Origin of the sequence: Sphingomonas sp. NBWT7, from assembly GCF_014217605.1 — a bacterium.
Classification (GTDB): Bacteria; Pseudomonadota; Alphaproteobacteria; order Sphingomonadales; family Sphingomonadaceae; genus Sphingomonas.
Genome location: NZ_CP043639.1, coordinates 1,883,340 through 1,907,019 on the forward strand (window position 1 = coordinate 1,883,340; position 23,680 = coordinate 1,907,019).

Genomic DNA, 23,680 nt, shown 5'->3' on the forward strand with positions numbered 1-23,680 from the left:
CGAAACGACCAAAAGGAGTGAGGCGTATGAAGACCCTGACCATGCTGGCGCTGGCCGGCACGCTCGCCGTTGCGGCGACCCCCGCACTCGCCGGCGGATCCAAGCGGTTTCCCGGCGGTGTCTATGACGACAGCAATTCACATTATCTCGACTACAAGACCGACCTCAGCGAGGCACGGCGCGAGCTGCGCAAGGACTTGGCGCGCGCCAACGACCCCGGGGACCGGATCGACGCCTGGGCGGAGTACCGTCGCGAGATCGCCGATGCGCGGCACGACTTCGCCAAGGAGATGGCCGAGCGCGGCGTGATCGTCACGCGTCGCCCGAGCGTCTCGGTCGAGCCGTTCTGAGCTTGATTTAACCCCGACGGCGCGGGCCTGCCCCTCCCGGCAAGGCCCTGCGCCGGCGGTTGCTCACAACCCCAGCTTGTCGAGCGCCGCCGCAAGCTCCTCGCTCGTCCCGTCCGCTTCCTTTGGGCTCATCCGGTTTAGCGCGGTCTGCACGCGCTTCTGCGCCACTTGCAGCGCCTTGTGGCGCACCTCGCGAATCTGATTGGTTCGCCACGATCGACTCTCGCCGAGCAGCGCAGCCCATTTCGCCTCCTCCGCCGCGAGGATCGCAAGCGCGAGCCGCAGCCCGTCGCGACGGCCGTGCGCGTAATCATCCGCCACCCGTCACCTCCATGCACTGCCGCCCGCGCCGGTCGCGCCGTCCGCTACGCACGCCGGTCAGCGCCGCTCGACGATCAGCGACTGTACCGCGCGCCCGAACCAGCCGCGCGCGTCACCGAGCCGCGTCATCGCCAGCCCTGCGCCGTCCTCACCCAGCCAGGTCTCCGCGTCGGAGAAGATCCACGCCCCCTCCGGCGCGCGCGCGAAGCTGACGGTCAGGTCGGCGTTGAGGAACGTCCATGCATCGAACGGCAGCATCGGCGCGATGCCGTTGGAGAAGTCCGCCACCGCCATCGCGCGCGTCACCGGCGTCTGCGCCTCGCCTGCGATCAGCGCACGATGCTGGCGGAACCACATCTTGCCCGGCCCCAATTGCCCGAAGCCGCCGCGGATGCGTCGCATGTCGAAGTTCGCGCCGAAGTTGACGCGGCTCGGCAGTTCGCCCTGAAACGTCGTATCGGGCGGCACGTCGTCGGGCGATCCCGGCCCGCCGGCGATTCCCGCCCCGTCGGGCAGCGGCTCGTCGCCGATCCGCACGCGCAGCACGATCCCGCGCGTCACTTCCTTGCCGGCATGCAGCAACCGCACTTGGACGAGCTGGATCTTGCGCCCATCGCGGATCACCTCCGACTCGACCTCGAGCCGATCGACCGGCACCGGCCGCAGCAGCTCGACCGTCACGCGCGCGACGCGCATCGGCGAGGCGGTCGGCACCTGTTCCGCGGCCCAGGCAACCAGCGCGGACGGCGCCCCGCCATGTTGCAGCCCGGGGTGCCACGGCCCCGCGGCATAGCCGCTCGCGACGAGCCCGGCGCCGTCGCGCGTGAAGATGGCATCGGACACTCGGATCTCCCTAGAGCAAAGGCGCCGGGGAACCGCGATGGTCCCCGGCGCCCTTAGTGTCGCCTGTCGTGTCGCTTGGATAGGGCGATCAGTGCAGCGCCAGCTCGTTGCGGCCGACCACCATGTGGTGCACCTCATCCGGCCCGTCGGCGAAGCGCAGGTGGCGCACGTCGGCGTAAAGCTCGGCGAGCGGGGTGAACTGGCTCATGCCATAGGCGCCGTGAATCTGGATCGCCTGGTCGAGGATCTGGCAGGTTTTCTCGGGCACCATCGCCTTCACCATGCTGACCCACACGCGCGCTTCGCGGTTGCCCAGCACGTCCATCGCCTTCGCCGCCTTCAGCACCATCAGCCGCATCGCCTCGATCTCGATCCGCGCGCGGCTGACGAGTTCGAGGTTCTTGCCGAGCATGATCAGTGAGCGGCCGAACGCCTCGCGCGAATTGCCGCGCTTCACCATCAGGTCGAGCGCGATCTCGGCCTTGCCGATCGTACGCATGCAATGGTGGATGCGCCCCGGCCCGAGCCGTACCTGCGAGATCTCGAAGCCGCGCCCTTCGCCCAGCAGGATATTCTCGCGCGGCACGCGCACGTTGTTGAAGCGCAGGTGCATGTGTCCGCGCGGTGCGTGATCCTTGCCGAACACCTCCATCGCACCCAGAATCTCGACGCCCGGCGCATCCATCGGCACCAGGATCTGCGACTGCTGCTGCGACGACGGCGCGTCGGGGTTGGTGCGCACCATGGTGATCATCACCTTGCAACGCGGATCGCCAGCGCCTGAGATGTAATGCTTCTCGCCGTTGATCACCCATTCGTCACCCTCGAGCCGCGCGGCGCAGCGCACGTTCTTGGCGTCGGACGAGGCGACGTCCGGCTCGGTCATCGCATAAGCGGAGCGGATCTCGCCCGCGAGCAGCGGCTCGAGCCACTGTTTCTTCTGCTCGGGCGTACCGACGCGCTCGAGCACTTCCATGTTGCCCGTGTCGGGCGCCGAGCAGTTGAGCGCTTCGGACGCGAGCGGCGACTTGCCGAGCTCGGCGGCGATATAGGCATAGTCGAGGTTCGACAGCCCCTCGCCCGTCTCGGCGTTGGGCAGGAAGAAATTCCACAGCCCCGCCGCCTTCGCCTTGTCTTTGGCGCCCTGCAGCAGTTCGAGCTGCCCCGGTGCGAAGCTCCAGCGGTCGGCGCGCCCCTCGCCCAACCGCTCGAACTCGGGATAGATCGGATCGACGTGATCACGCACGAACGCCTTCACCGCGTCGAACAGCGGCCGCACGCCTTCGGACATGCGCAGATCGTCGAGTTCCGGAATCGTAAAGATGTTGGACATTGTACCCACCCAGCATTGTAACTGGGCATGCCATAGCGGCACGACGCCCATCGACGCCAATGCTGATCCGCAATCGCGGCCATGAGCATCCTGCATGACCATCTCGCCTCGCAGGGGCTGGTCAACTAGTTCGATCGCGCCGACACGGCAGGCGTCAGCGTTTGCCCAATTATGGCGCCCCCAGGCGTCCGTGCACCAGATCGCGCAACCACATATTGCCAGGGTCGCGCGCCGCGGCCGGATGCCACAGCAATTGCAGCGGCCGCGGCGCGATCGCGAACGGCAGCGGCAGGATCTGATTGTCCGCGACCGGCAGCAGCGTCACGGCGTGCGTGCCGAGCAGCGTCAGCAGAAGGTCGGTCTGCGCCACCACCTGCCACGCCGACCAGATGTTCTGGCACCGGATCGCCACCCGCCGCGTCTCGCCCAACGCCGCCAGTCCCTCGTCCTCGAGCCCCGGCCCCGACGAGCGCGGTGACGCCTGGACGTGATCGGCCGCGAGATACGCGGCCAAGTCGATCGCGCCCGCGATCCGCGGATGGCCGCGCCGTGCCGCCACCACCATCGTGTCGGTCTGCAAGGGGGCCGCGTGGAGCCCGATCGTCGCGTCGCTCGCCACGTCGATTGCGAGATCGAGCTCGCCGCGCGCCAGCGCATCCGCCACCTCGCTGCGCCGGAAGTTGACGCTCGCCAGCGTCACGCCGGGCGCCGCGCGCAACCCCGCGGCGACGATGCCGGCGAACACCCGCGCCTCGTTCGCCTGGCGCAACCCGATGCGGAATGACCGCGTCGACGTGGCGGGATCGAAGCGCACCGCCGCGATCATCGCCTGCTCCATGCCGCGCAGCGCGTCGCGCACCGGATCGATGATCGATCGCGCCAGCGCGGTCGGCACGATCGCATTGCCGGCGCGCACGAACAATTCGTCGTCGAACGCGACGCGCAGCCGCCCGAGCGCATGGCTGATCGCCGATTGCGACAGGTGCAAATGCCGCGCCGCCGCGGTCACCCCGCCGTGAGTGTAGATCGCCTCGAACGTGCCGAGCAGGTTCAGGTCGATGCGGCTGATCGGCCTTATCGCGTCTCTCCGTCGGCCCGGCCCACGCGCGCCGGATCGTAGGCGGGGCGCTGCATCGTGAAGGTATCGCTGTTGCGCAGATACGTCCCCGCCCCGTGCATCCGCCCGATCAGCTTCATCGCCGCAGTGTCGATGTGCAGCCTGTCAAGATCGGCGACTAACGCGTCACGGATATGCGTGACCAGCACTTCGCCGACCGCGATCACCTGACGCGGCCCGATCTCGAGCAGCTCGCGCCGGACGCACTCGAAGCTCACCGGTGCGCTCGCAATCAGCGGCGGCGCGACGCGCGTCGCCGGCGCCGTCTCGATCCCGGCATAATCGATCTCGCTCACGTCGCGAGGCGCATCGACGCACGATTGGTTCATCGCTTCGGCATCGTCCTCGCTGACGAGGTTCACGACGAACTCGCCCGTCTCGATGATGTTGGTCGCAGTGTCCTTGTTGGCGCCCGCACCGTCCTTGAGCAGCCCGAGCACCAGCAGCGGCGGATCATCGCCCATCGCGTTGAAGAAACTGTACGGTGCCGCGTTCACCACGCCGTTGCGGCCGCACGTCGTCACCCAGGCGATCGGCCGCGGCGTCACGGTGGAGACGAGCAGCTTGTAGCGCTGGCGTGGCGGCAGATCGGCCATGACGAACTTCATGCGCGCCGCCGTCTCACCAATCAGCCGCCGGGGGAAGCCGCTTCGTTCACGCCGCGTCGAGCCGCGCCAGCAGTTCGGCGCGTAGCACCGGCTTCAGCGTCTTGCCGCTCGCGTTGCGCGGAAACTCGGCGGCGCGCACATCGATCCGCACCGGCACCTTGAACGGCGCCAGATGGCGGGCGGCGTAAGCGATCAGCTCCGCCTCGTTCACATCGGCGCCGGGCCGCAGCTGCACGACCGCGCCCACTTCCTCACCCAGGATGCGGTGCGGCAGGCCGACCACCGCCGCATCCATGATCGCCGGGTGGGTGACGAGGATGTCCTCAATCTCGACGCAATAGACGTTCTCGCCGCCTCGGATCAGCATGTCCTTGGCGCGATCGAGCAGGTACACGAAGCCGTCATCGTCGATGCGGCAGATGTCGCCGGTATGGTACCAGCCGTCGGTAAAGCTCTCCGCGGTCGCCTCGGGCTTGTTCCAATATCCTACCACCACGTTGGGCCCGCGGATCCACAATTCGCCCGCCTCGCCCGGCGGCAGCGTGTTACCCGCACCGTCGACCACCTTCACGTCGCACACCGGCACCGGCAGGCCGACGCTGTCGGGATGGCGCAGATAATCCTCGGCGCTGTTACCGACCGACACCGATGACGTCTCGGTCGCGCCATAGCCCTGGCCGGGCTTGAACCATGGAAAAAGCTCGGCGAAGCGCTGCGTCAGCTCAGGCGCGATCGCCGCGCCGCCATAGCCGTAGCTGTCGAGGCTGGAGAGATCGCGGCTGGCGAAGTCGGGCGATTCGAGCACCTGCCACACCATGGCCGGCACGCCCGTCGTCGAATTGACGCGCTCGCGCTCGACCAGCTCCAGGAACCGCTCGGCATTCCACTTGTGCATCAGCACCAGCTTGGCGCCCGCCATCACTGTGGGGATCAGCATCGAATTGGTGCCCGTCACGTGGAACAGCGGCACCGGCAGCAGGTTCACGCGCTGCGCCGTATCGGGATCGGGCGCGGGCAGTTCCTCGCCGCGCCGGATCGCAGCGCGCGCGCCGTTGAACGCGATCGAGATGACGTTGCTCAGCACGTTACGGTGCGTGCCCAGCGCCCCCTTCGGCCGCCCGGTCGTCCCACTGGTGTAGAGGATCGTCGCCGGATCGTCGGTGTCCAGCCCCGGATCGGGCATCGGATCGTCGGGCAGGCCGGCATAGCCGTCGCGCGGCCCGATCAGTTCGTCGAGCGTCACCGCACCCGCGCCGTAATCGTCCCCCGTCCGCACCGATATAAGCGCGTCGAGATCGAGCCCGCCGACATACGGCGCGAGCCGTTCGAGCCGTTCCCCGTCGACGATCGCGACGCGCGCGCCCGAATCGGCGATCCCGTACGCCAGCTCGTCGCCCAGCCCCCAGGCGTTGAGCGGCGTCACCACCGCGCCGATCGATACGCCCGCCCAAAAGGCGATCGACCATTCGGGCAGGTTGCGCATCGCGACGACCAGCCGGTCGCCCTTCTTCACGCCGTAGCGGTCGGTCAGCACGCGCCCGAGCGCCCCCGCCGCCCGGAAATGCGCGGCGTAGCTCTGCCGCTCGCCCTCGTAGACGATGAACTCGCGCTCACCCCAGCTACGGCCCAGGTCGAACACCCGCCGCAGATCGTTCAGCGCATTGGCGTAGGTGCGCAGCGTCACGCCGCGGATCACCGCGTCGCGCATCTCGAACGGCGCGCCGGGCGCGGTGAGGATGCGATAGGTCTCCTCGATCCCCACCGCCGGCCAGCTCTCGTCCGCCATCCGCTCGCCTCCCCGCGCCGTTCCGGTCCGTCGCTATCCGATCAGAGCAGGTCGCCGCCGCATGCCGACGCCGTCGTGCCCTCGCGCTCGAACGCCTTGATGACGTTGCGCCCCACCGTCCAGCGGTGCACCTCGTCCGGCCCGTCGACCAGCCGCTGCGAGCGGATGTGCGTGTACCAGGCGGCAAGCGGCGTATCGAGGCTGAAGCCGAGCGCGCCGTGCAGCTGGATCGCGGTGTCGACCACCTGATGCACCATGTTGGCGAGGAAGATCTTGGCGATCGAATTCTCTTGCCGGATGTCGTCGCCGCGCTCCGCCTTGTAGGCGATGTGAAGCAGCATCAGCCGCGCCTTGTAGATCTCCGCCGCGCAATCGGCGAGCATCCACTGCACCCCCTGCCGCTCCTTCAGCAGCTTGCCAAACGTCTCGCGCTTGATGACGTGGGCGGTCGCAAGGTCTAGCGCGCGCTGGGCCATCGACACATTATGCATGCCGTGGCGCAGCCGGCCGTAAGCGAGCCGGTGCTGCCCCATGTTGAAGCCGTTGCCCTCGCCGCCGAGCAGATCCTCCGCGGGGACGACCAGGTCCTTGATCTCGACCTCCGAATGGCCGCCGCCCAGGATCTCGGTCAGCGGACCGTGCACCGCCATCGTCTCGATGTCGCGGACGATCTTGTAGCCAGGGTTGGGCAATTCGACGATAAAGGTCGAATAGCGCTGGTGGCGCGGCGCGTCGGGATCGGTCATCGCCATGACGAGCGCGATGTCGGCGACGCTCGCGGCGGACGAGAACCACTTCTCGCCGTTCAGCACGTAATTCTCGTTGCCGTCCTTCACCGCGCGCGTCTGCATGCCCGTCGCGTCGGCACCCGCCGCCTTCTCGGTCATCGAATAGCAGATGCGCTTCTCGCCGTTGAGCAGCGGCTTGAGATACTTCTCCTTCTGATGCTCGGTGCCGTGCGCCAGCAGCGTCATCATCGTCGCGTCGTCGGGGCCTTGCGTGTTCAGCGACAGCGCGCCGAGATGGCTCTCGCCCAGCTCCATCTGCACCAGCGCATTGGCAAGCGGCCCCAGGCCCATGCCGCCATATTCCTTGGGAATGAACGGGCACCACAGCCCCTGCGCGCGCGCCTTGCCGCGCAGCTCGTTGAGGACGGTCTTGTAATCCTCGCCGTCGGTCAGCCGCTTCTCGGCGGGCTTGCACTCGTCGTGCACCCATTGGCGCACCTTGGCGCGGATTGCCTTGGCTTCCGCAGGAATTTCAAAGTCGATCGACATGCGGTATCCTTTTCGGGGAGAGTGGTTCGGTCGCGGTGATCGACGATCAGTTCTTCATTGCCTCGGCGGCTTTGTTGAGATCGGGCGCATTGGGCGATCGCATCGCGACGCCGCCTTCCTGCCCGGCCTTGAGCGCCGCCGCCGCTCCCTCGTGCGACATGATCTTGGAAAGCACCGCTTGGCCCGCGCGCTCGAACGATTCGCGGTGGTCGACGACATATTGGCGCGACGTGCGATATCCCTCGAGCAGCCCGTGAATCTCGGGAATGACGTAGCGCGCGACGAGGTCCCAGCTCTTCAGCGTGTTCGCCCGGTTCGCCCAGTCGTGCGCGAAGCCGAGCACCGTGCCGAAGCCGCCGGCTGATGCGAGCAGCTTGCGGATCGCCGCCACCAGATCGTCGGGCGTGCCGATCACCGCCGCCGCGCCGTCGGCGAACGCCGTCTCATCCACCGCATGGTCGGGCGAGGTGAATTCCTTCGCCCCCGGCCGCATCAGCGTGCCGACGGTATATTCGTTGTGCCACTTCATCAGCCCGGCGCCCGCCTCGGCCCTCGCCTGCTCGCGCGTTTCGGCGATGTGCCAGCTCATCAGTACGCGCCAATTGTCGCGGCTCACCGTCTTGCCCGATTTCGCTGCTGCCTGTTCGGCAAAGCCCCATTGCGTCGGCAGCGCGGCAAGCCCGGCGTCCGAATTGGAACCGATCGACAAGGCGCCGATGCCGTATTTGCCCGCCAGCGTCATGCCCGACGGGCTGATCGACGAGGCGACGACGAACGGCATGTCCTCCTGCAGCGGGAACAGCTGCAGCCGCGCGTCGCGCAGCGTGAACCACTCGCTCTCATGGGTCACCCGCTCGCCCGCGAACAGCCGGCGGATCACGCCGATCGCCTCGTCCTGCCGGTCGCGCTGCGTCATCGGATCGATGCCCAGCATGTACGCGTCGGACGGCAAGGCGCCCGGCCCGGTGCCGAAGATCACCCGCCCGCGCGTCATGTGGTCGAGCTGGACGATGCGCTGTGCGACATTGAAGGGGTGGTGGTACGGCAGCGAGACGACGCCCGTGCCCAGCCGGATGCGATGCGTCTGCTCGCCCACCGCCGCCAGGAACAGCTCGGGCGAGGCGATCGTCTCCCAGCCGGTCGAATGATGCTCGCCGACCCAGAATTCGTCGAAACCCAGCTCGTCCATATGCTTGGCGAGCGCGATGTCGCCGCGGAACTGGAGCATCGGATGCTCGCCGATCGGGTGGTGCGGCGCCAGGAACGCGCCGAATTTCAATCGAGCCATGGTCAACCTCTCAACGCGTCTGCCACGGACACGCGACGGGCACGGCGCGGGCGCTGGCCCGGCGACGAACGGATCGGCATCCTGTCCCCGGAGCGCCCCCGCGACGCCCCGTATCGGTCCTGACCCGCTTGTCACGGGTTCTAATCACTTCGACTTATTTGTTCGCGCCGGCCGCCAATTTGTCAATGGCCAGAACGATACCGCAGCTTCGAATCAACGGGCGTCACGCGTCGTCGCGAGCCGGCTCGCTCACCACGTGCCCGGCAGGGACGATGCACGTCTTCACCTTCTCGCGCTCGGCGAACGCCTGGTGGATCACGCTGCGCGGCGGCACGTCCTGCGTCAGCCACACGTTGCCGCCGATCACCGATCCCGCGCCGATCGTCACCCGCCCCAGGATCGTCGCCCCGGCGTAGATCACCACGTCGTCCTCGACGATCGGATGGCGCGCGATCCCCTTGGTCAGCGCGCCGTCCTCGTCGGTGGGGAAGCTGCGCGCGCCCAGCGTCACCGCCTGGTAGATGCGCACGCGCTCGCCGATGATTGCCGTCTCGCCGATCACCACTCCGCTGCCGTGGTCGATGAAGAAGCTGCCGCCGATCCGCGCGCCGGGATGGATGTCGATCGCTGTCTCCGAATGCGCGATCTCGGCGAGCATCCGCGCCACCAGCGGTGCGCCAAGCTCGTACAGCGCATGCGCCGGGCGGTGGCACACCATCGCGGTGACGAAGGGATAGCACAGCAGGATCTCGTCCACGCTGCGCGCCGCGGGATCACCGGTGAAGGCGGCTGCCACGTCGCTGTCGATCAGCCGCCGGATACCGGGCAGCCGCTGCGCGAAGGTACCGACGATCGCGCGCGCCGCTGCGCCCGCGTCGTCGCCCGTCCCGTTGTGCTGGTGGATCAGCTCCAGCCGCACCTGTTCGGCGAGCCCGGTGAGCGCGCGGTCGAGCGTCTCGCGCACGTAAGCGGTCTCATTGTCCGGCCGCACCCCACCCGTGCCGAGCCGCAGCGGAAACAGCGCGCCCGCCAGATCGTCGCGGATCGCCGCCATCACGCGGCGCGAGGGAAACGGCGCCTCGCCAATGCCGACGGCGCGCCGGCGCGATCGCCGCCAGTCGTCACGCGCCGCCTGGAGGTCCGACGCGAGCGCGTCGAGGTTCCATCCCGCCGCCCCGATCGCCCCCGCTTCGGCCTCGTCGCTCGTCATCGCTTGATCGTCCGTCATGATTCCCCCGCCCCGCTAGCCGATGATGCCTGCCAAGGCGAACCCGCCGCCCGTCCGCCATACCCGGTCGACGACGCGTCGTACGCAGCCCGCTTGCGCCGCGTCGCAAATAAAGGGAAGACGGGCTGTCCCTGTCTCCCCGGCGTCCTGCCGGAGTCTCCCCAGAAAAGGTTGTTCGTGACCAAGCACTTCCTTCTCGCGCTCGTCGCCACCGCCGCTCCTACCGCGCTGTTCGCGCAAGACGCCGCCGCCCCCGCCAAGCCGCCCGCGAAGAGCCACGCCGAGATGGTGAAGGCCGAGGCGGAAGCCGGCTGGGCCGCAGCACCGGTCGAGGAAACCGAGGTGCGCCACCGCGACAGCGTGACGATCGGCGGCAAGCGCTACGCCTATGTCGCGTCCGCGGGCACGCTCACCACGCGCGATTCGGAAGGCAAGCCAACCGCGTCGATGTTCTACACCGCCTATACGCTCGACGGGACGAAGCCGGGCACCAAGCGGCCGATCACCTTCCTATACAACGGCGGGCCCGGCTCGCCCTCCTTCTGGCTGCGCATGGGGTCGTTCGCGCCGATCCGCATCCGCACCACGAACCCAGAATTCGTCCGCCCCGCGCCGTACGATGTCGGGCCCAATCCAGATTCACTTCTCGACAAGACCGATCTCGTGTTCCTCGACGCGATCGGCTCGGGCTATTCGCGTCCCTTGGGCGACATGAAGCCCGAACAATTCTACGGCGTCGACGAGGACGTCGATGTCTTCGCCCGCGCGATCGAACGCTACGTCACCAAGTACAGCCGCTGGATGAGCCCCAAGTTCATTCTCGGTGAAAGCTACGGCACGCTGCGCTCGGGCGCGCTCGCCTATCAGCTGCAGGATCGCGGCATGGCGCTCAACGGCGTCATCCTGTTGAGCTCGATCATGAATTACGGCTATCGCCAGCCGGGGCTCGATCAGGTCTATCTCAACTATCTGCCGAGCTACGCCGCGACCGCCTGGTACCATAACCGGATCCAGAACCGCCCGGCCGACGTCGCGACGATCGTTGCCGAGGCGCGCGCCTTCGCCACCGGCCCCTACATGGCCGCGCTTGCCAAGGGGCAGCTGATCTCCCCGCAGGAACGTGATCAGGTCGCGGAGCGGATGAGCCAGCTGATCGGCCTGTCGCCCGAGTTTATCAAGCGCGCCAACCTCCGCATCGATCTCGCCCGCTTCCAGAAGGAGCTGCTGCGCGGATCGGCGCGCACGATCGGCCGGTTCGATTCGCGCTATCTTGGCATCGATACCGACGCCGCGGGCGAGCGGCCGGAGACCGATGCGTCGTCGGACGCGATCTCGGGCGCGTACATCGCCTCGTTCCGCAACTATCTCACCGCGACGCTCGGCTATCAGACCGACCTGCCGTACCGCCTGTCGGCGCGCGACGGCGCAGGCTGGAACTGGAACTGGAAACACAAGGCGCCCGGCGGCGGCTACGGCAACCAGAACAATCCCAATACCGCGATCGATCTCGCCGCCGCGATGCGCGGCAACCCTTATCTCAAGGTGCTGTCGATGAACGGCTATTACGATATGGCGACGCCGTTCTTCGGCACGGAGAACGATCTCGGCCACATGATGCTCGAGCCCGCGCAGCAGGAGAATTTGCGCTACACCTACTATCCCGCCGGACACATGACGTATCTCAATCCCGACGCGCTGCGCCAGATGAAGGCCGATCTGTCGCGCTGGTATGACGAGGCGGTGTCCGACGCGCGTTCGGCCACCCCGCCGGTCCCGCCGACGAGCAGCGCCGCTCCGGCGCCCACCGAAACCCCGAACTGAACTTGGCGGATCGGCGCGCGCGGCGACTTGCCGCCGCGCCGGTCAGTCCTCGCGCGCCCAGCCCTTTCCGGCCGGCTCCAGCGTGTCCAGGAACGCCGCGGCGCTGGCGCGATACTCGGCCTGCCGTTCGGGGCTGAAGCGGCGCCACGTCGCGTACATGTTGCGCATGCGCGCGTTGCCCGCGAACCGTTTCTCGTGCCGCGCGAGAAAGTCCCAGTAGAGCGCGTTGAACGGGCACGCATCGGGCCCGGTCTTCTGCTTCACGTCGTAGCGGCAGCGACCGCAATAATCCGACATACGATCGATGTACGCGCCCGATCCGGCATAGGGTTTGGACGCGATCATGCCGCCATCGGCGAACTGGCTCATCCCGATCACGTTGGGCATCTCGACCCACTCGTACGCGTCGAAATAGACGACCAGGAACCAGTCGGAGATCGCCTGGGGATCGACGCCGGCGAGCATCGCGAAATTGCCCAGCACCATCAGCCGCTGAATATGGTGCGCATAGGCCTCGCGCCGCGTCTGGTCGACGCTCTGCGCCAGGCAGCGCATCTCGGTCTCGCCGGTCCAGTAGAAGTCGGGAAGCGGCCGCTTCGCCTTCAGCGCGTTGCGCCCGGCGAACTTGGGCATGTCCCACCAGTACATGCCGCGCATATATTCGCGCCAGCCGATGATCTGCCGCACGAACCCCTCGACCGAGTTGAGCGGCGCGTCACCCTTCTCGTACGCCGCCACCGCCGCCGCGCAGACCTCGATCGGATCGAGCAGGCCCAGATTGATGCTCGACGACAGACTGCTGTGGTACAGATAATCCTGCCCGGCGATCATCGCGTCCTGATAGCGCCCGAAATCGGGCAGCGCGGTCGTGACGAACTGGTCCAGCGCTTCCAGCGCCTGCGCGCGCGTTACCGGCAGGCCGAACGGCTCCAGATCGCCGAAATGCCCGGCGAACCGCTTGGCGACGAGATCGAGCACGCCGCGCGTCGTCTGGTCGGGGGCGAACCGCGCCGGCGCGGGATAGTTCAGCCCACGCGGCGGCGTGCCGCGATTGTCGTGGTCGAAATTCCACTGATCGCCGACGGGCTTGCCCGCGGGCGTCATCAGCAGTCCCGTGCGGCGCCGCATATCGCGATAGAAATGCTCCATGCGAAACTCGCGCCGCCCCTGCGCCCAGGTGTAGAAATCGGGCAGCGGACAGACGAAACGATCGTCTTCCAGGATCTCGACCGGCAGCCCGGTTCTATCCGCCCATTCGTCCTGCTGCTGGCGCACGCGATATTCGCCGCCGGCGACGACGCGGATCGATTCCGGCGCGTGCCGCTCGACCGCGCGGCGCACCTCGCCGGTGAAGCTGTGCGTGTTGCCGTCGGCGTCGAGCGTGACGTAATCGACCGTCCAGCCGTCCGCGCGCAGCTCGTCGGCGAAGTGGCGCATCGCGGAGAAGATCAGCGCGATCTTCTTCTTGTGATGCCGGACGTAGGTCGCCTCATCCCACACCTCCATCATCAGCACGACCGCGTTCGCCTGATCCACGTCGCACAGGCTCGCGAGCGTCGGCGACAGCTGGTCGCCCAGCACCGGGATCAGGATTGTCACGCGCCCGTGCGCCGGCCGCTAGTCGCCCGCGCCGACGCGCAGCTCGCCCGCCGCGGCCTCCGCTTTGCTAGCAAGTCCCGGCACTTCCGCCAGCTGACGCAGATCGGTGAACCCGCCGCGCTCGCCGCGATAGCGCACGATCTCGAACCCGTGGCCTTCCAGCCCGGGCACCTGGTCGAACTCGTCGGCGCTCGCCGTGTTGACGTCGATCATAGGTTCGCCTGCTCTTCTTCGGAAAGGTCGGCATCGGGGCCGTAGTATAATTCGGCGCATTCGGCGCGCAGGCACCCGCCCTCGATCACGATGTCGTCGCGATAGGCGTCGGCGATGAAGCCCAGCGTATCGACGTGGCGCGCCTCGAAATACATTTCGTGCACGTCGTCACGTCCCGCGCCGTACACCACGCGCCCGACCTTCGACCAGATCGACGCCATGGTGCACATCCCGCACGGCTGCAGCGTCGAATAGAGCGTCGCACCGCGCAGCTCGAGTTCGCCCGTCGCTTCGCACGCGCGGCGGATCGCCATCATTTCGGCGTGCGCGGTCGCGTCGGGCAATTCCTTCGTCTGGTTGCGCTCGGCGCCGATCACCTTGCCGTCTAGCACGATCACGCTGCCGAGTGGCGAGGTCGACGGATCGGATCCTTTCGAGCGCGCGATCCTGATCGCTTCGCGCATCCAGCGTTCGTCATCCGAGGTCATGGCTTTCCCTTCATCCGGCACAACGCAGCACCTCCAACTTCGCCCCATGCTGCTCTGATCGCGCACATCAAGCCTACATGAAGTCCACCCAAACCCCCTCTTGCCTCCCCCCAAAAGCCTCCTTAATGATCGTAAAAACTTTGGGAGGGTCGAGTGGAAATTACCAACGAAACCGCGGCAATCGTCACCGGCGGCGCCTCCGGCCTGGGCCGTGCGACGGCGGAAGCGCTCGCAGCGGCGGGCGTCCGCGTCGCGATCTTCGATCTCAACGAGGAAGCCGGCAGCGAGGTCGCCGCGGCGATCGGCGGCCTGTTCTGCAAGGTCGACATCACCAGCGAAGAGTCGGTAATCGCCGGCTTAGAACAGGCGCGCGCTGCCAACGGCCAAGAGCGGATCCTCGTCCACTGCGCGATGGCCAACCGCAAGGGCAAGACGGTCGGCCGCAACAAGCAGACCGGCGAGCTCACCCGCTTCTCGACCGAGGATTTCGAATTCGCGACGCATGGCATCCTGATCGCCAGTTACCGCCTCGCCTCGCTCTCGGCGCTCGGCATGGCGAGCCTCGACCCGCTCGAAGACGGCGAGCGCGGCACTATCATCCTCACCTCGTCGGTCGCCGCGCAGGACGCACAGATCGGCCAGATCGCCTATGGTGCGGGCAAGGCGGGGATCAACGGCATGGTGCTGCCGATGGCGCGCGACCTCATGGATCTCGGCATCCGCGTCAACGCGATCATGCCCGGCATTTTCGGCACGCCGCTGCTCGGCCGGCTGCCGCAGCAGGTGTTCGACAATCTTAGCGCTTCGGTGCCCTTCCCCAAGCGCCTCGGGAAGCCGACCGAATATGCCTCGCTCGCGCTCGAGCTGATCCGCAACAGCTACTTCAACGGTCAGTCGATCCGCCTCGACGGCGCGATCCGCATGGCGCCGCGCTGATCGGCAAGCGGCAGCGGCATACGATCGAAACGCGCGGCAGGAGAGCGAGCATGACCAACGCCTATATCGTCGACGCGGTGCGCACCCCGCGCGGTGCGGGCCGCCCGGGCAAGGGCGCGCTCACCCACCTCCACCCGCAGCATCTCGGTGCAACGGTGCTGCGCGCGCTCCGCGAGCGCAACGCGCTCGATACCTCGACGGTCGACGATATCATCTGGTCGACCAGCCAACAGCGCGGCAAGCAAGGCGGCGATCTCGGCCGGCTTTCCGCGCTTTTCGCCGGCTATGACGTCAATGCCTCGGGCGTCACGCTCGATCGCTATTGCGGCGGCGGGATCAGCAGCGTCGGCTTCGCCGCGTCGCAGATCATGGCAGGGTTCGAGGATGTCGTCATCGCCGGCGGCACCGAGATGATGAGCCATCATACCGAGGCGGACGCCTGGGAACAGGGCACACCCCTCGCCGCGCTTGGTCGCGCGAAAGGCAATTACGCGCTCTACGACGATCATCCGATTTCGCACGTCGGCATCGCGGCGGACGCGATCGCCGCGATGGAGGGGATCGGCCGCGCCGAGCTCGACGCATTCGGCGCCGAGAGCCAGCGCCGCGCCGCGGTGGCGATGGCGGAGGGGCGTTTCGACCGCAGCGTCGTGCCCGTCCACAACGACGACGGTACCATCGCGCTCGACCGGGAAGAGTTCCCGCGCCCACAGACGACGGCGGAAACGCTCGCGGCGCTGAAGCCGAGCTTTGTCGCGGTTAACGACGTCGCCGCCGCGCCCGACGGCACGACGATGAAGCAGATGATCCAGCGCAAATATCCCGATCTGGAGTGGGAGCCGGTGCACCATGCCGGCACCTCTTCGGGCGTCGTCGACGGATCGGCGGCGCTGCTGCTCGCCTCCGCCGAAGGGCTGAAGGCGAACGGATGGACACCGCGCGCGCGCATCGTCACCGCGGTGAACCACGGCGATTGCCCGACGCTGATCCTCAACGCCCCCGTGCCCGCCGCGAAAAAGGCGCTCGACCGCGCCGGGCTGACGATCGACGATATCGACGTGTGGGAGATCAACGAGGCGTTCGCGGTCGTCACCGAAAAGGCGATCCGCGACCTCGGGCTCGACCGTGCCAAGGTCAACGTCAACGGCGGCGCGATCGCGCTCGGCCATCCGATCGGCGCGACCGGATCGATGCTGATCGGCACCGCGCTCGACGAGCTCGAACGGACCGGCGGCCGCTACGCGCTGATCACGCAATGCGCGTTCGGCGGCATGGCGCCGGCGCTGATCATCGAGCGCGTCGACGCGATCTGATCGAGATGCACAAACAGGAGGGCGCTATGGCCGAGGCAGTGGCGAACGAGACGGCCGAATCCACGGCAAGTACGCTTCCCTATGTCGCGCGCGCAGTCGAAGTCGAGCGCCGCGACGACGGCGCGATCCTGCTCCGCTCGCCTTACCCGCCGGCCTCGCCCCCGCACTCGATCGCCCACCTGTTCCTCGATCAGGCGGCCAGCCACTCGGACCGGCCGTTCATCCTGCAGCGCGATGCCGAAGGCGCATGGCGCGGGCTTAGCTACGGCGAGATGGCGGCGCGCGCGCGTGGCTTCGCGCAGTGGCTGCTCGCGCAGCCGGGCGCAGCGGGCGGCGTCCTGACCCTGTCGGGCAATTCGGTCGCGCACGCGACGGTGATGCTCGGCTGCTACCTTGCCGGCATACCCTCGACCGCGCTCAGCCAGGCGTACAGCCTCGGCGCCAGCGATCATGCCAAGCTGTGCCACTGCGTCGCCACGATCCGCCCCGGCGTCGTCTTCGTCGAGGCAGGTGCGGCCTATGCCGACGCCATCGCGGCGGTACGCGCGCTGCTGTCCGACGTCATCACCGTCTCGGCCGATGGCGCCGGCGAGACGATCGCGCTCGATACGCTCACCGCGACGGTCGCGACGCCGGCGGTAGACTCCGCGTTGGACGCAATCGAGCACGCGACGATCGCCAAATATCTCTTCACCTCGGGTTCGACCGGCATGCCCAAGGCCGTGCCGCAGACGCATGGCATGATGGCGGCGATGGTCGCCGCGCGCGCCGGGCTGATGGCCGATCCCGACGAGCGCTGCCCGCCGACGTCGGTCGACTGGATGCCGTGGAGCCATCTCAGCGCCGGCAACATCGGCTTCAACAACAACATATGGGCCGGTGGCACCCTGTATCTCGACGACGGGCGCCCGCTGCCGGGGCAGTTCGCGACGACACTACGCAACCTGCTAGAGATAAAGCCGCAGCTGTTCAGTTCGGCGCCGATCGCGTTCGAAATGCTCATCACCGCGCTCGAACGCGATCGGAAGGCAGCAGCGGACCTGCTCCCCGGTCTGCGCTGGATGGCCTATGGCGGCGCGGCGCTTTCGCAGGATCTGGCGGACCGCGTGCAGCGGCTCGCGCTCGACGTCATCGGGCGGACGATCCCGATCATTACGACCTACGGCTCGACCGAGGTGCAGGGGATTACGATGGTGCACTGGCCGACGCGCGCGGTCGGCATGATCGGCGTTCCCCTGCCCGGCGTGCTGCTCAAGCTCGCGCCGGTCGGCGACAAGCTGGAGGTGCGCGTGAAGGGCCCGTCGGTGATGGCGGGGTATCTCGGCGCGCCCGAACAGAATGCCGCCGCGTTCGACGAGGAAGGTTTCTATTGCCTCGGCGACGCGGCGCGCTTCGTCGATCCGGCCGACCCTACGCTGGGGCTAGCGTTCGACGGGCGTATTTCCGAGGATTTCAAGCTGACGAGCGGCACCTGGGTGTCGGTCGGCACGCTGCGCCCGTCGGTTGTCGCCGCGGCCAGCCCGTATCTGCGCGACGTGGTCGTCACCGGCGCAGACCGGCCGTATCTCGGCGCGCTGGCCTGGCTCGCCGGTGGCGATCTCGATCGTGCTGCGGCCGAGCAGGCGATTGCCGCGCAGCTTCGCGCATTCAACGCCGCGCAGGGCGGATCGTCGCGCCGTATCGCGCGGCTGCTGTTGCTCGAAGAACCGCCGAGCGTCGCGGCGGGCGAGATCACCGAGAAGGGCTATATCAACCAGCGCGCGGTGCTCGCCCGCCGCGCGGACGCGGTCGTGCGGCTCTACGCCGCCACCCCCGACGACGCCGTGCTGCTGCTCGTCTGATCCTCCGCGAGCAGCGTGTCGCGCAGGCGACGCTTGACGAGCTTGCCGGTATCGGTGCGATCGAGTGTCGCGCGGAAGACGTAGCGGCGCGGCACCTTGACCGCGCTCAGCCCGCCGCGCGCGAACCGATCGAGATCGGCAGCGAGCGCCGCCGCGTCGTTCACCGGCCATGCGGCGGGTTCGACCAGCGCGACGACGCGCTCGCCCATCTCCTCGTCGGGCACGCCGATCACCGCGGCGTCGGCGACCGCGGGATGCTGCAGCAGCCGGTTCTCGATCTCCTGCGGGTAGATGTTCACCCCGCCCGAAATGATCATGAAATTGGCGCGATCGGTGAGGAACAGGAAGCCGTCGGCGTCGACACGGCCGATATCGCCGAGCGTCGGCCAGCCATGCTGGTTGAACGACGCGGCGGTCCGCTCGGGATCGTTGTGATAGGCGAAGGGATTGGCGTTGGCGAAGCGCACAAGCCCCTCCTCCCCCACCGGCAGCGGCTCGCCGTCGGCGTCGCAGATGCGGATCTTGCCCTGCACCGCGCGGCCGACGGTGCCGGGCCGTGCGAGCCAGTCTGCGCAGGTGGCGACGGTGATGCCAACGCCTTCGGTGCCGCTGTAGAACTCGCCGACGATCGGGCCGAGCCAGTCGATCGCGCGCTGCTTGAGCGGCACGGGGCATGGCGCGCCGGCGTGGAAGACCGAAACGAGCGAGGACAGGTCATGGCGCTCGCGCACCTCAGCGGGAAGCGCCAGCATCCGCGCCAGATGCGTCGGCACGACCTGCGCCACCGTCACGCGGTGTCGCTCGATCGCGGCGAGCGCGGCGGCGGCGTCGAACCGCTCCATCAGCACCACCGTGCCGCCGTGGCGATGGATCGCGAGGCTCCAGCGCAGCGGCGCCGCGTGGTAGAGCGGCGCGGGGCAGAGATAGATGCTGTCCTGCCCGCACCCGAAATATTGCGCGCCGATCGACACCGCGCGCGGCGCCGCGTCGAAGCTGGCCGGCAGCGGCGACTTGATCCCCTTGGGAAAGCCTGTCGTGCCCGACGAATAGAGCATGTCGGTGCCCGGCGCCTCGTTAGTCACGGGCGTCTCGGGAAAGCGCCTGATCGTGGCGACGAGATCGTCGTCGAGGATCGCGACGGGGCACGGCAGGTCCGCGTCTTCACCGAGGCGATCGAGTACCTTGCGCGAGACGATTGCGATCCGCGCGTCTGAATCGCGCAGGATGTAGCTCGCCTCACCCGCCGTGAGCCCCGTCGCGATCAGCAGATAATGGACGCCGATGCGCTGTGCGCCCCATAGAAACTCGTAGAGCCGCGGGTGGTTTTCGACCATCAGCGCGACGACGTCACCCGCCGCGACGCCCTGCCCGCGCAGCCCGTGCGCGACCTGGTTGGCGCGTGCCTCGAGCTGGGCGTAGCTCACGCTCTCGCCGCTGCCCGCCATGATATAGGCGGGCTTGTCGGGCGTTTCGGTGGCGAAGCGGCGAGGATGCATGGGGGTTTCCTGGGGGCTCTGGTGGGGCTTAGGTGGGGCTTCGTGTAGGCTTGGTGAGGGTCAGCGAGGCTTGGCGGCTAAGCCGGCGAGGATGAAGTCGACCGCCGCGGCGGCGTAGCTGCGCACGAAGGTGTCCTGCGCCGGCGCGCCGCCCATCATGTCGCGGAACGGCACGCGCGTCGCGAACAGATACTGGCACGTGCCGACGATCATGAAATAGGCGTGGTCGGGATCGACCGCGCGAAACTCCCCCGCCGCGACGCCCGCCTCGATGATGCGGCGCTGCGCGTCGATCAGCGGGGTGACGAAGTTCGCCTTTATCCGCGCCGACGCCTCATGCCCGGAATCGCGCACCAGCCGGTTGAGCAGCCCGTTGAGATAGGGGTGGCGGGCATAGGTGCGGATGATGCCGGTGACGTGCAGCCGCAGCTTCTGCGTCGGCGCGACATCGAGCGCGACAAGATCGTCGAGCTGCCCGATCGAGCGCGCGGTATCCGCCTCGACCAACGCGGTGAGCAGCCCTTCCTTGCTGCCGAAATGATATTTGACGAGCGGCGCCGTGAGCCCGGCGCGGCGTGCGATCGCGTGCAGCGACACGTCGGTGCTGCCGCGTTCGATCATCAGATCGCGCGCGGCATCGAGCAGCACAGCGCGGCTGGACGCGCCGAGCCGGGCCACGGCGGGATCGATTACTGAAGACACGTCGGGCCCCTATTCGTGCTTTTGCGAACACACTTCCTGGCAAAGGGGTGACCGCATTTTTCACGCTTGTAAAGCGTACCGTGACCGATCATTAAGCGCGCCATTGTTCATCCGTTAAATGGATGTCGTGACGGCAGGGTCGCGGCGTCGGCGCGGGCGGCATCCTCGAGCATACGAGGCCCGCCCTTCCCGCCGACGGCGCCGCGACGAAAGGGAGAGGACGGGCCTGTGAAATTCATCAACATGCTGGCGTGCAGCTCGATCATCGCACTGAGCGCAGCTGCGGCTAGTGGCGCCGCGGCGCAGACGCCGCCCGCCGGGATCGGCACCGTGCCCGACGCGGCCGTCGCGGGCGAGGCGGAAAAGGGCACGCCCGGGCAGTCGCAGACCGACGCGCTGCAGCCCGCCGAGCAGGCACCCGAGGCATCCGCCGCATCGATCGACGGCGACATCGTCGTCACCGGATCACGCGTCGTCAGCAACGGCTATCAGGCGCCGACGCCGATCACCGTCGTCGGCAGCGAGGACCTGAAGAACGCCGCGCCCAACATCACCGACGCGCTGCGCCAGTTGCCGCAGCTGACCGGATCGACCGGGCCGTCGACGCCCAGCTTCACGCCGGGCGGATCGGTGTCGAGCACGGCGAGCACCGCCAACCTGCGCAACCTTGGCATCACCCGCACGCTGGTGCTGCTCGACGGCCGCCGCCCGCCCGCGTCGGGCGTGACCGGCACGTCGGACATCGCGCTGTTCCCGCAGCAGCTGATCAAGCGCGTCGACATCGTCACCGGCGGCGCATCGGCCGCCTATGGCTCGGACGCGGTGGCAGGCGTCGTCAATTTCGTGCTCGACACACGCTTTCGCGGCGTGATGGGCGAGGTGCGCAACGGCATCTCGACGCGCGGCGACGGGCATAGCTGGACCGCCGAAGCCTCCGCCGGGTTTGGCTTCGCCGAGGATCGCGGCAGCGTGATCCTGTCGGGCAGCATCAACGAGCAGGACCCGATCGACGGGAGCGCGCGCGGCTGGGCGCAGCGCGGCTGGGCGACCGTCCCGAACCCCACCTATTCACCCACCAATGGCCAGCCGCAGCTGCTGTTTCGCGAGGACGTGAACCTTGCCGCCGCGACCTATGGCGGGATCATCACGGGCGCACGGCGCGGCGCGACGCGCGTCGGCGCCGGCACGCTGCGCGACATCCAGTTCGACGCCAACGGCGCGCAGTCGCTGTACCAGCACGGCGACCTGTTCACCGGCACCGTCGAGGTGGGCGGCGAAGGCCCGCGCTACCCGGCTGCGATCGTTTCCGACGTCAACGCCAAGACCGCGTTCGGCCATGCCGAGTTCGAATTCAGCGACGGCTTCTCCGTCTTCGCCGAGGGCTCGTACGGCTATTCCAAGACCTCTTACCCGCTGCTGATGCCGTATTTCATCGGCAGCGGAGGGCTGGTGATCCAGGCCGACAACGTCTTCCTGCCCGACAACATCCGCCGCACGATGGCGGCGAACGGCTTCACCTCGATCGAACTCGGCAAGCTCGACGGGACGTGGGGGCAGAATATCGTCACCAACACCACCAAGACGCTGAACCTGACCACCGGGTTCAAGGCGACGATGGGTGGCTTCACGATCGACGGCTATTACGAGCACGGCGAATCGCGCTACCTGCTCGAGACCGACAACCAGCGCGTGCTCGCCAACACGCGGCTCGCCGCGGACGCGGTGGTGAACCCGGCGACCGGCCAGATCGTCTGCCGCTCGACGCTGACCAACCCCACCAACGGCTGCGTGCCGTGGAACCCGTTCGGCACCGCCGCCTTCACGCCCGAGCAGCGCGCCTATCAGGGCGGCAGCGGCTTCGCGCGATCGATCGCCAAGCAGGATGTCGTTGCGCTGACGGTGCGCGGCAATCTGTTCTCGACCTGGGCGGGCGAGGTCGCCGCGGCGGTGGGCGCCGAATATCGCGACCTGTCGGGCACGATCCGCGTCGATCCGATCTCCTCGGTGATCGGCTTCGGCGCGACCAATCCGCAAGGATCGGGCGGCGGCTATGACGTGAAGGAAGTGTTCGGCGAAGTCGTCGTGCCGCTGTTCCGCGGCGAGCGCTTCCTGAAATCGATCGACTTCAACGGCGCGGTGCGCCGCACCGATTACAGCACCAGCGGCGGCGTGACGACGTGGAAGCTCGGCCTCACCAGCGAGCTGATCGACGGGCTGCGGCTGCGCGGCACCTATTCGCGCGACATCCGCGCGCCCAACATCGGCGATCTGTTCGGCCCGCGCACGCGCAACGTCGCGGCGATCATCGATCCGTTCCGCAACAACGAGATCACGCAGAACGTCTTCACCTTCACCGGCAGCAACCCCGATCTGGTGCCCGAACGCGCCAAGACGATCGCCGCCGGCTTCTCGTACCGCCCCGATTTCCTGCCGGGGTTCGGCTTCTCGGTCGATTACTATAACATCAAGATCGACGACGCGATCACCACGCTGTCGGCGCAGCAGCTCGTCAACCAGTGTTTCGGCGGCGACCAAAGCCTGTGCGCGCTGACGATCCGCGGCGCGGACGGGCGGCTGACCGACGTCAACGGCGTCGCGCTCAACATCGCGACGGTGAAGATTTCAGGCATCGACCTCGATGCGAGCTATTCGACCGATCTGTTCGGCGGCAAGTTCAGCCTGCGCGGCATCGCGACCTATCTCGACAATTACACGCAGGAGGCGCGCGGCGTCGCAACGGTGCGCTACGACGGCACCGGATCCTTCCCGAGCTGGCGCGCCAACCTGCAGGCGACCTATACCTCGGGCGGCACCACGGTGTCGGTACAGGAGCGCTTCATCGGTGCGCATGGCCGCGTGATCGCGCCGATCACCGTCGACAACAACCGCGTACCCGAGGTGTTCTACACCAACCTGACGCTGCGCCAGCAGATCGAGGCGGGCGACGTGAAGCCCGAGCTGTTCCTGACGATCAACAACCTGTTCGATCGCGATCCGCCGCCGTCGGACACCAACAACGTCACGCTGGGCACGTCGCGCGTCGTCGATCCGCTGCTGTACGACACGGTCGGGCGGTACATCACGATCGGCGGGCGCATCCGGTTCTGATCGGCGGAAGGG

At 67.8% G+C, this 23,680-nt stretch carries 20 protein-coding genes; 6 read left to right on the forward strand and 14 right to left on the reverse strand.

All coding sequences use genetic code 11. The features are described 5' to 3' along the window. Positions 1–26: 26 nt before the first annotated feature. Entirely contained in the window at positions 27–350 is a 324-nt protein-coding gene (locus F1C10_RS09360) for a hypothetical protein (RefSeq protein WP_185205666.1), read from the forward strand. Between the two features lie 63 nt (positions 351–413). Here F1C10_RS09360 and F1C10_RS09365 read toward each other — a convergent pair whose 3' ends face one another. The 9 genes from F1C10_RS09365 to epsC form a co-directional block, all read right to left on the reverse strand. Next, positions 414–671, reverse strand: coding sequence for a hypothetical protein (locus tag F1C10_RS09365; RefSeq protein ID WP_185205668.1), 258 nt, complete (start codon positions 669–671; stop codon positions 414–416). A 57-nt stretch (positions 672–728) separates the two neighbouring features. Then, a complete protein-coding gene (locus tag F1C10_RS09370; RefSeq protein WP_219729730.1) occupies positions 729–1,514 on the reverse strand; it encodes a thioesterase family protein in 786 nt (261 codons plus the stop codon). A gap of 88 nt (positions 1,515–1,602) precedes the next feature. After that, complete coding sequence (locus F1C10_RS09375; RefSeq protein WP_185205672.1) at positions 1,603–2,847, reverse strand: acyl-CoA dehydrogenase family protein; 1,245 nt, start codon at positions 2,845–2,847, stop codon at positions 1,603–1,605. 169 nt (positions 2,848–3,016) lie between these two features. Then, complete coding sequence (locus tag F1C10_RS09380) at positions 3,017–3,856, reverse strand: LysR family transcriptional regulator (RefSeq protein WP_185205674.1); 840 nt, start codon at positions 3,854–3,856, stop codon at positions 3,017–3,019. A gap of 65 nt (positions 3,857–3,921) precedes the next feature. Further along, positions 3,922–4,572: a flavin reductase family protein gene (locus F1C10_RS09385; RefSeq protein WP_185205676.1), complete on the reverse strand. Its 651-nt coding sequence runs from the start codon at positions 4,570–4,572 to the stop codon at positions 3,922–3,924. A gap of 46 nt (positions 4,573–4,618) precedes the next feature. Further along, positions 4,619–6,358, reverse strand: a complete 1,740-nt coding sequence (locus tag F1C10_RS09390) for a class I adenylate-forming enzyme family protein (RefSeq protein ID WP_185205678.1) — start codon at positions 6,356–6,358, stop codon at positions 4,619–4,621. Positions 6,359–6,399: 41 nt separating this feature from the next. Next, positions 6,400–7,635, reverse strand: a complete 1,236-nt coding sequence (locus F1C10_RS09395; RefSeq protein ID WP_185205680.1) for an acyl-CoA dehydrogenase family protein — start codon at positions 7,633–7,635, stop codon at positions 6,400–6,402. Between the two features lie 46 nt (positions 7,636–7,681). After that, positions 7,682–8,923, reverse strand: coding sequence for an LLM class flavin-dependent oxidoreductase (locus tag F1C10_RS09400; protein WP_185205682.1), 1,242 nt, complete (start codon positions 8,921–8,923; stop codon positions 7,682–7,684). A 223-nt stretch (positions 8,924–9,146) separates the two neighbouring features. Continuing rightward, positions 9,147–10,133: a serine O-acetyltransferase EpsC gene (gene epsC, locus F1C10_RS09405; protein WP_374939380.1), complete on the reverse strand. Its 987-nt coding sequence runs from the start codon at positions 10,131–10,133 to the stop codon at positions 9,147–9,149. Positions 10,134–10,328: 195 nt separating this feature from the next. Between epsC and F1C10_RS09410 the strand changes: the two genes are divergently transcribed. Then, complete coding sequence (locus F1C10_RS09410) at positions 10,329–11,972, forward strand: S10 family peptidase (RefSeq protein ID WP_258042818.1); 1,644 nt, start codon at positions 10,329–10,331, stop codon at positions 11,970–11,972. A 42-nt stretch (positions 11,973–12,014) separates the two neighbouring features. On the opposite strand, the gene F1C10_RS09415 is transcribed toward F1C10_RS09410, so the two are convergent. Genes F1C10_RS09415 through F1C10_RS09425 form a run of 3 tightly spaced genes read right to left on the reverse strand, consistent with a single transcriptional unit; the run spans position 12,015 to position 14,272 of the window. Then, positions 12,015–13,571 (reverse strand): cryptochrome/photolyase family protein, encoded by a 1,557-nt coding sequence (locus F1C10_RS09415; protein ID WP_185205685.1) that lies wholly within the window; start codon positions 13,569–13,571, stop codon positions 12,015–12,017. A gap of 18 nt (positions 13,572–13,589) precedes the next feature. Then, positions 13,590–13,784: a helix-hairpin-helix domain-containing protein gene (locus tag F1C10_RS09420; RefSeq protein WP_185205687.1), complete on the reverse strand. Its 195-nt coding sequence runs from the start codon at positions 13,782–13,784 to the stop codon at positions 13,590–13,592. Then, positions 13,781–14,272, reverse strand: a complete 492-nt coding sequence (locus F1C10_RS09425; protein ID WP_185205689.1) for a nucleoside deaminase — start codon at positions 14,270–14,272, stop codon at positions 13,781–13,783. The genes F1C10_RS09420 and F1C10_RS09425 overlap by 4 nt, the downstream gene beginning before the upstream one ends. A gap of 153 nt (positions 14,273–14,425) precedes the next feature. Here F1C10_RS09425 and F1C10_RS09430 point away from each other — a divergent pair, with 153 nt between their 5' ends. Genes F1C10_RS09430 through F1C10_RS09440 form a run of 3 tightly spaced genes read left to right on the forward strand, consistent with a single transcriptional unit; the run spans position 14,426 to position 18,362 of the window. Next, complete coding sequence (locus F1C10_RS09430) at positions 14,426–15,208, forward strand: SDR family NAD(P)-dependent oxidoreductase (protein WP_185205691.1); 783 nt, start codon at positions 14,426–14,428, stop codon at positions 15,206–15,208. Between the two features lie 50 nt (positions 15,209–15,258). Then, positions 15,259–16,521 (forward strand): acetyl-CoA C-acetyltransferase, encoded by a 1,263-nt coding sequence (locus tag F1C10_RS09435; protein WP_185205693.1) that lies wholly within the window; start codon positions 15,259–15,261, stop codon positions 16,519–16,521. A gap of 26 nt (positions 16,522–16,547) precedes the next feature. Further along, positions 16,548–18,362, forward strand: a complete 1,815-nt coding sequence (locus tag F1C10_RS09440) for an AMP-binding protein (RefSeq protein WP_185205695.1) — start codon at positions 16,548–16,550, stop codon at positions 18,360–18,362. Here F1C10_RS09440 and F1C10_RS09445 read toward each other — a convergent pair. Both F1C10_RS09445 and F1C10_RS09450 read right to left on the reverse strand, forming a co-directional pair. Then, positions 18,320–19,858 carry an AMP-binding protein gene (locus F1C10_RS09445; RefSeq protein WP_185205697.1) on the reverse strand — a complete coding sequence of 513 codons (1,539 nt, stop codon included), beginning with the start codon at positions 19,856–19,858 and terminating at the stop codon, positions 18,320–18,322. The two genes, F1C10_RS09440 and F1C10_RS09445, sit on opposite strands and share 43 nt — an antisense overlap. A gap of 60 nt (positions 19,859–19,918) precedes the next feature. After that, on the reverse strand, positions 19,919–20,560 hold the full coding sequence (locus F1C10_RS09450; RefSeq protein WP_185205699.1) for a TetR family transcriptional regulator: 642 nt from the start codon (positions 20,558–20,560) through the stop codon (positions 19,919–19,921). A 228-nt stretch (positions 20,561–20,788) separates the two neighbouring features. Here F1C10_RS09450 and F1C10_RS09455 point away from each other — a divergent pair, with 228 nt between their 5' ends. Then, positions 20,789–23,668 (forward strand): TonB-dependent receptor domain-containing protein, encoded by a 2,880-nt coding sequence (locus F1C10_RS09455; RefSeq protein ID WP_185205701.1) that lies wholly within the window; start codon positions 20,789–20,791, stop codon positions 23,666–23,668. The last annotated feature ends 12 nt before the right edge of the window (positions 23,669–23,680 follow it).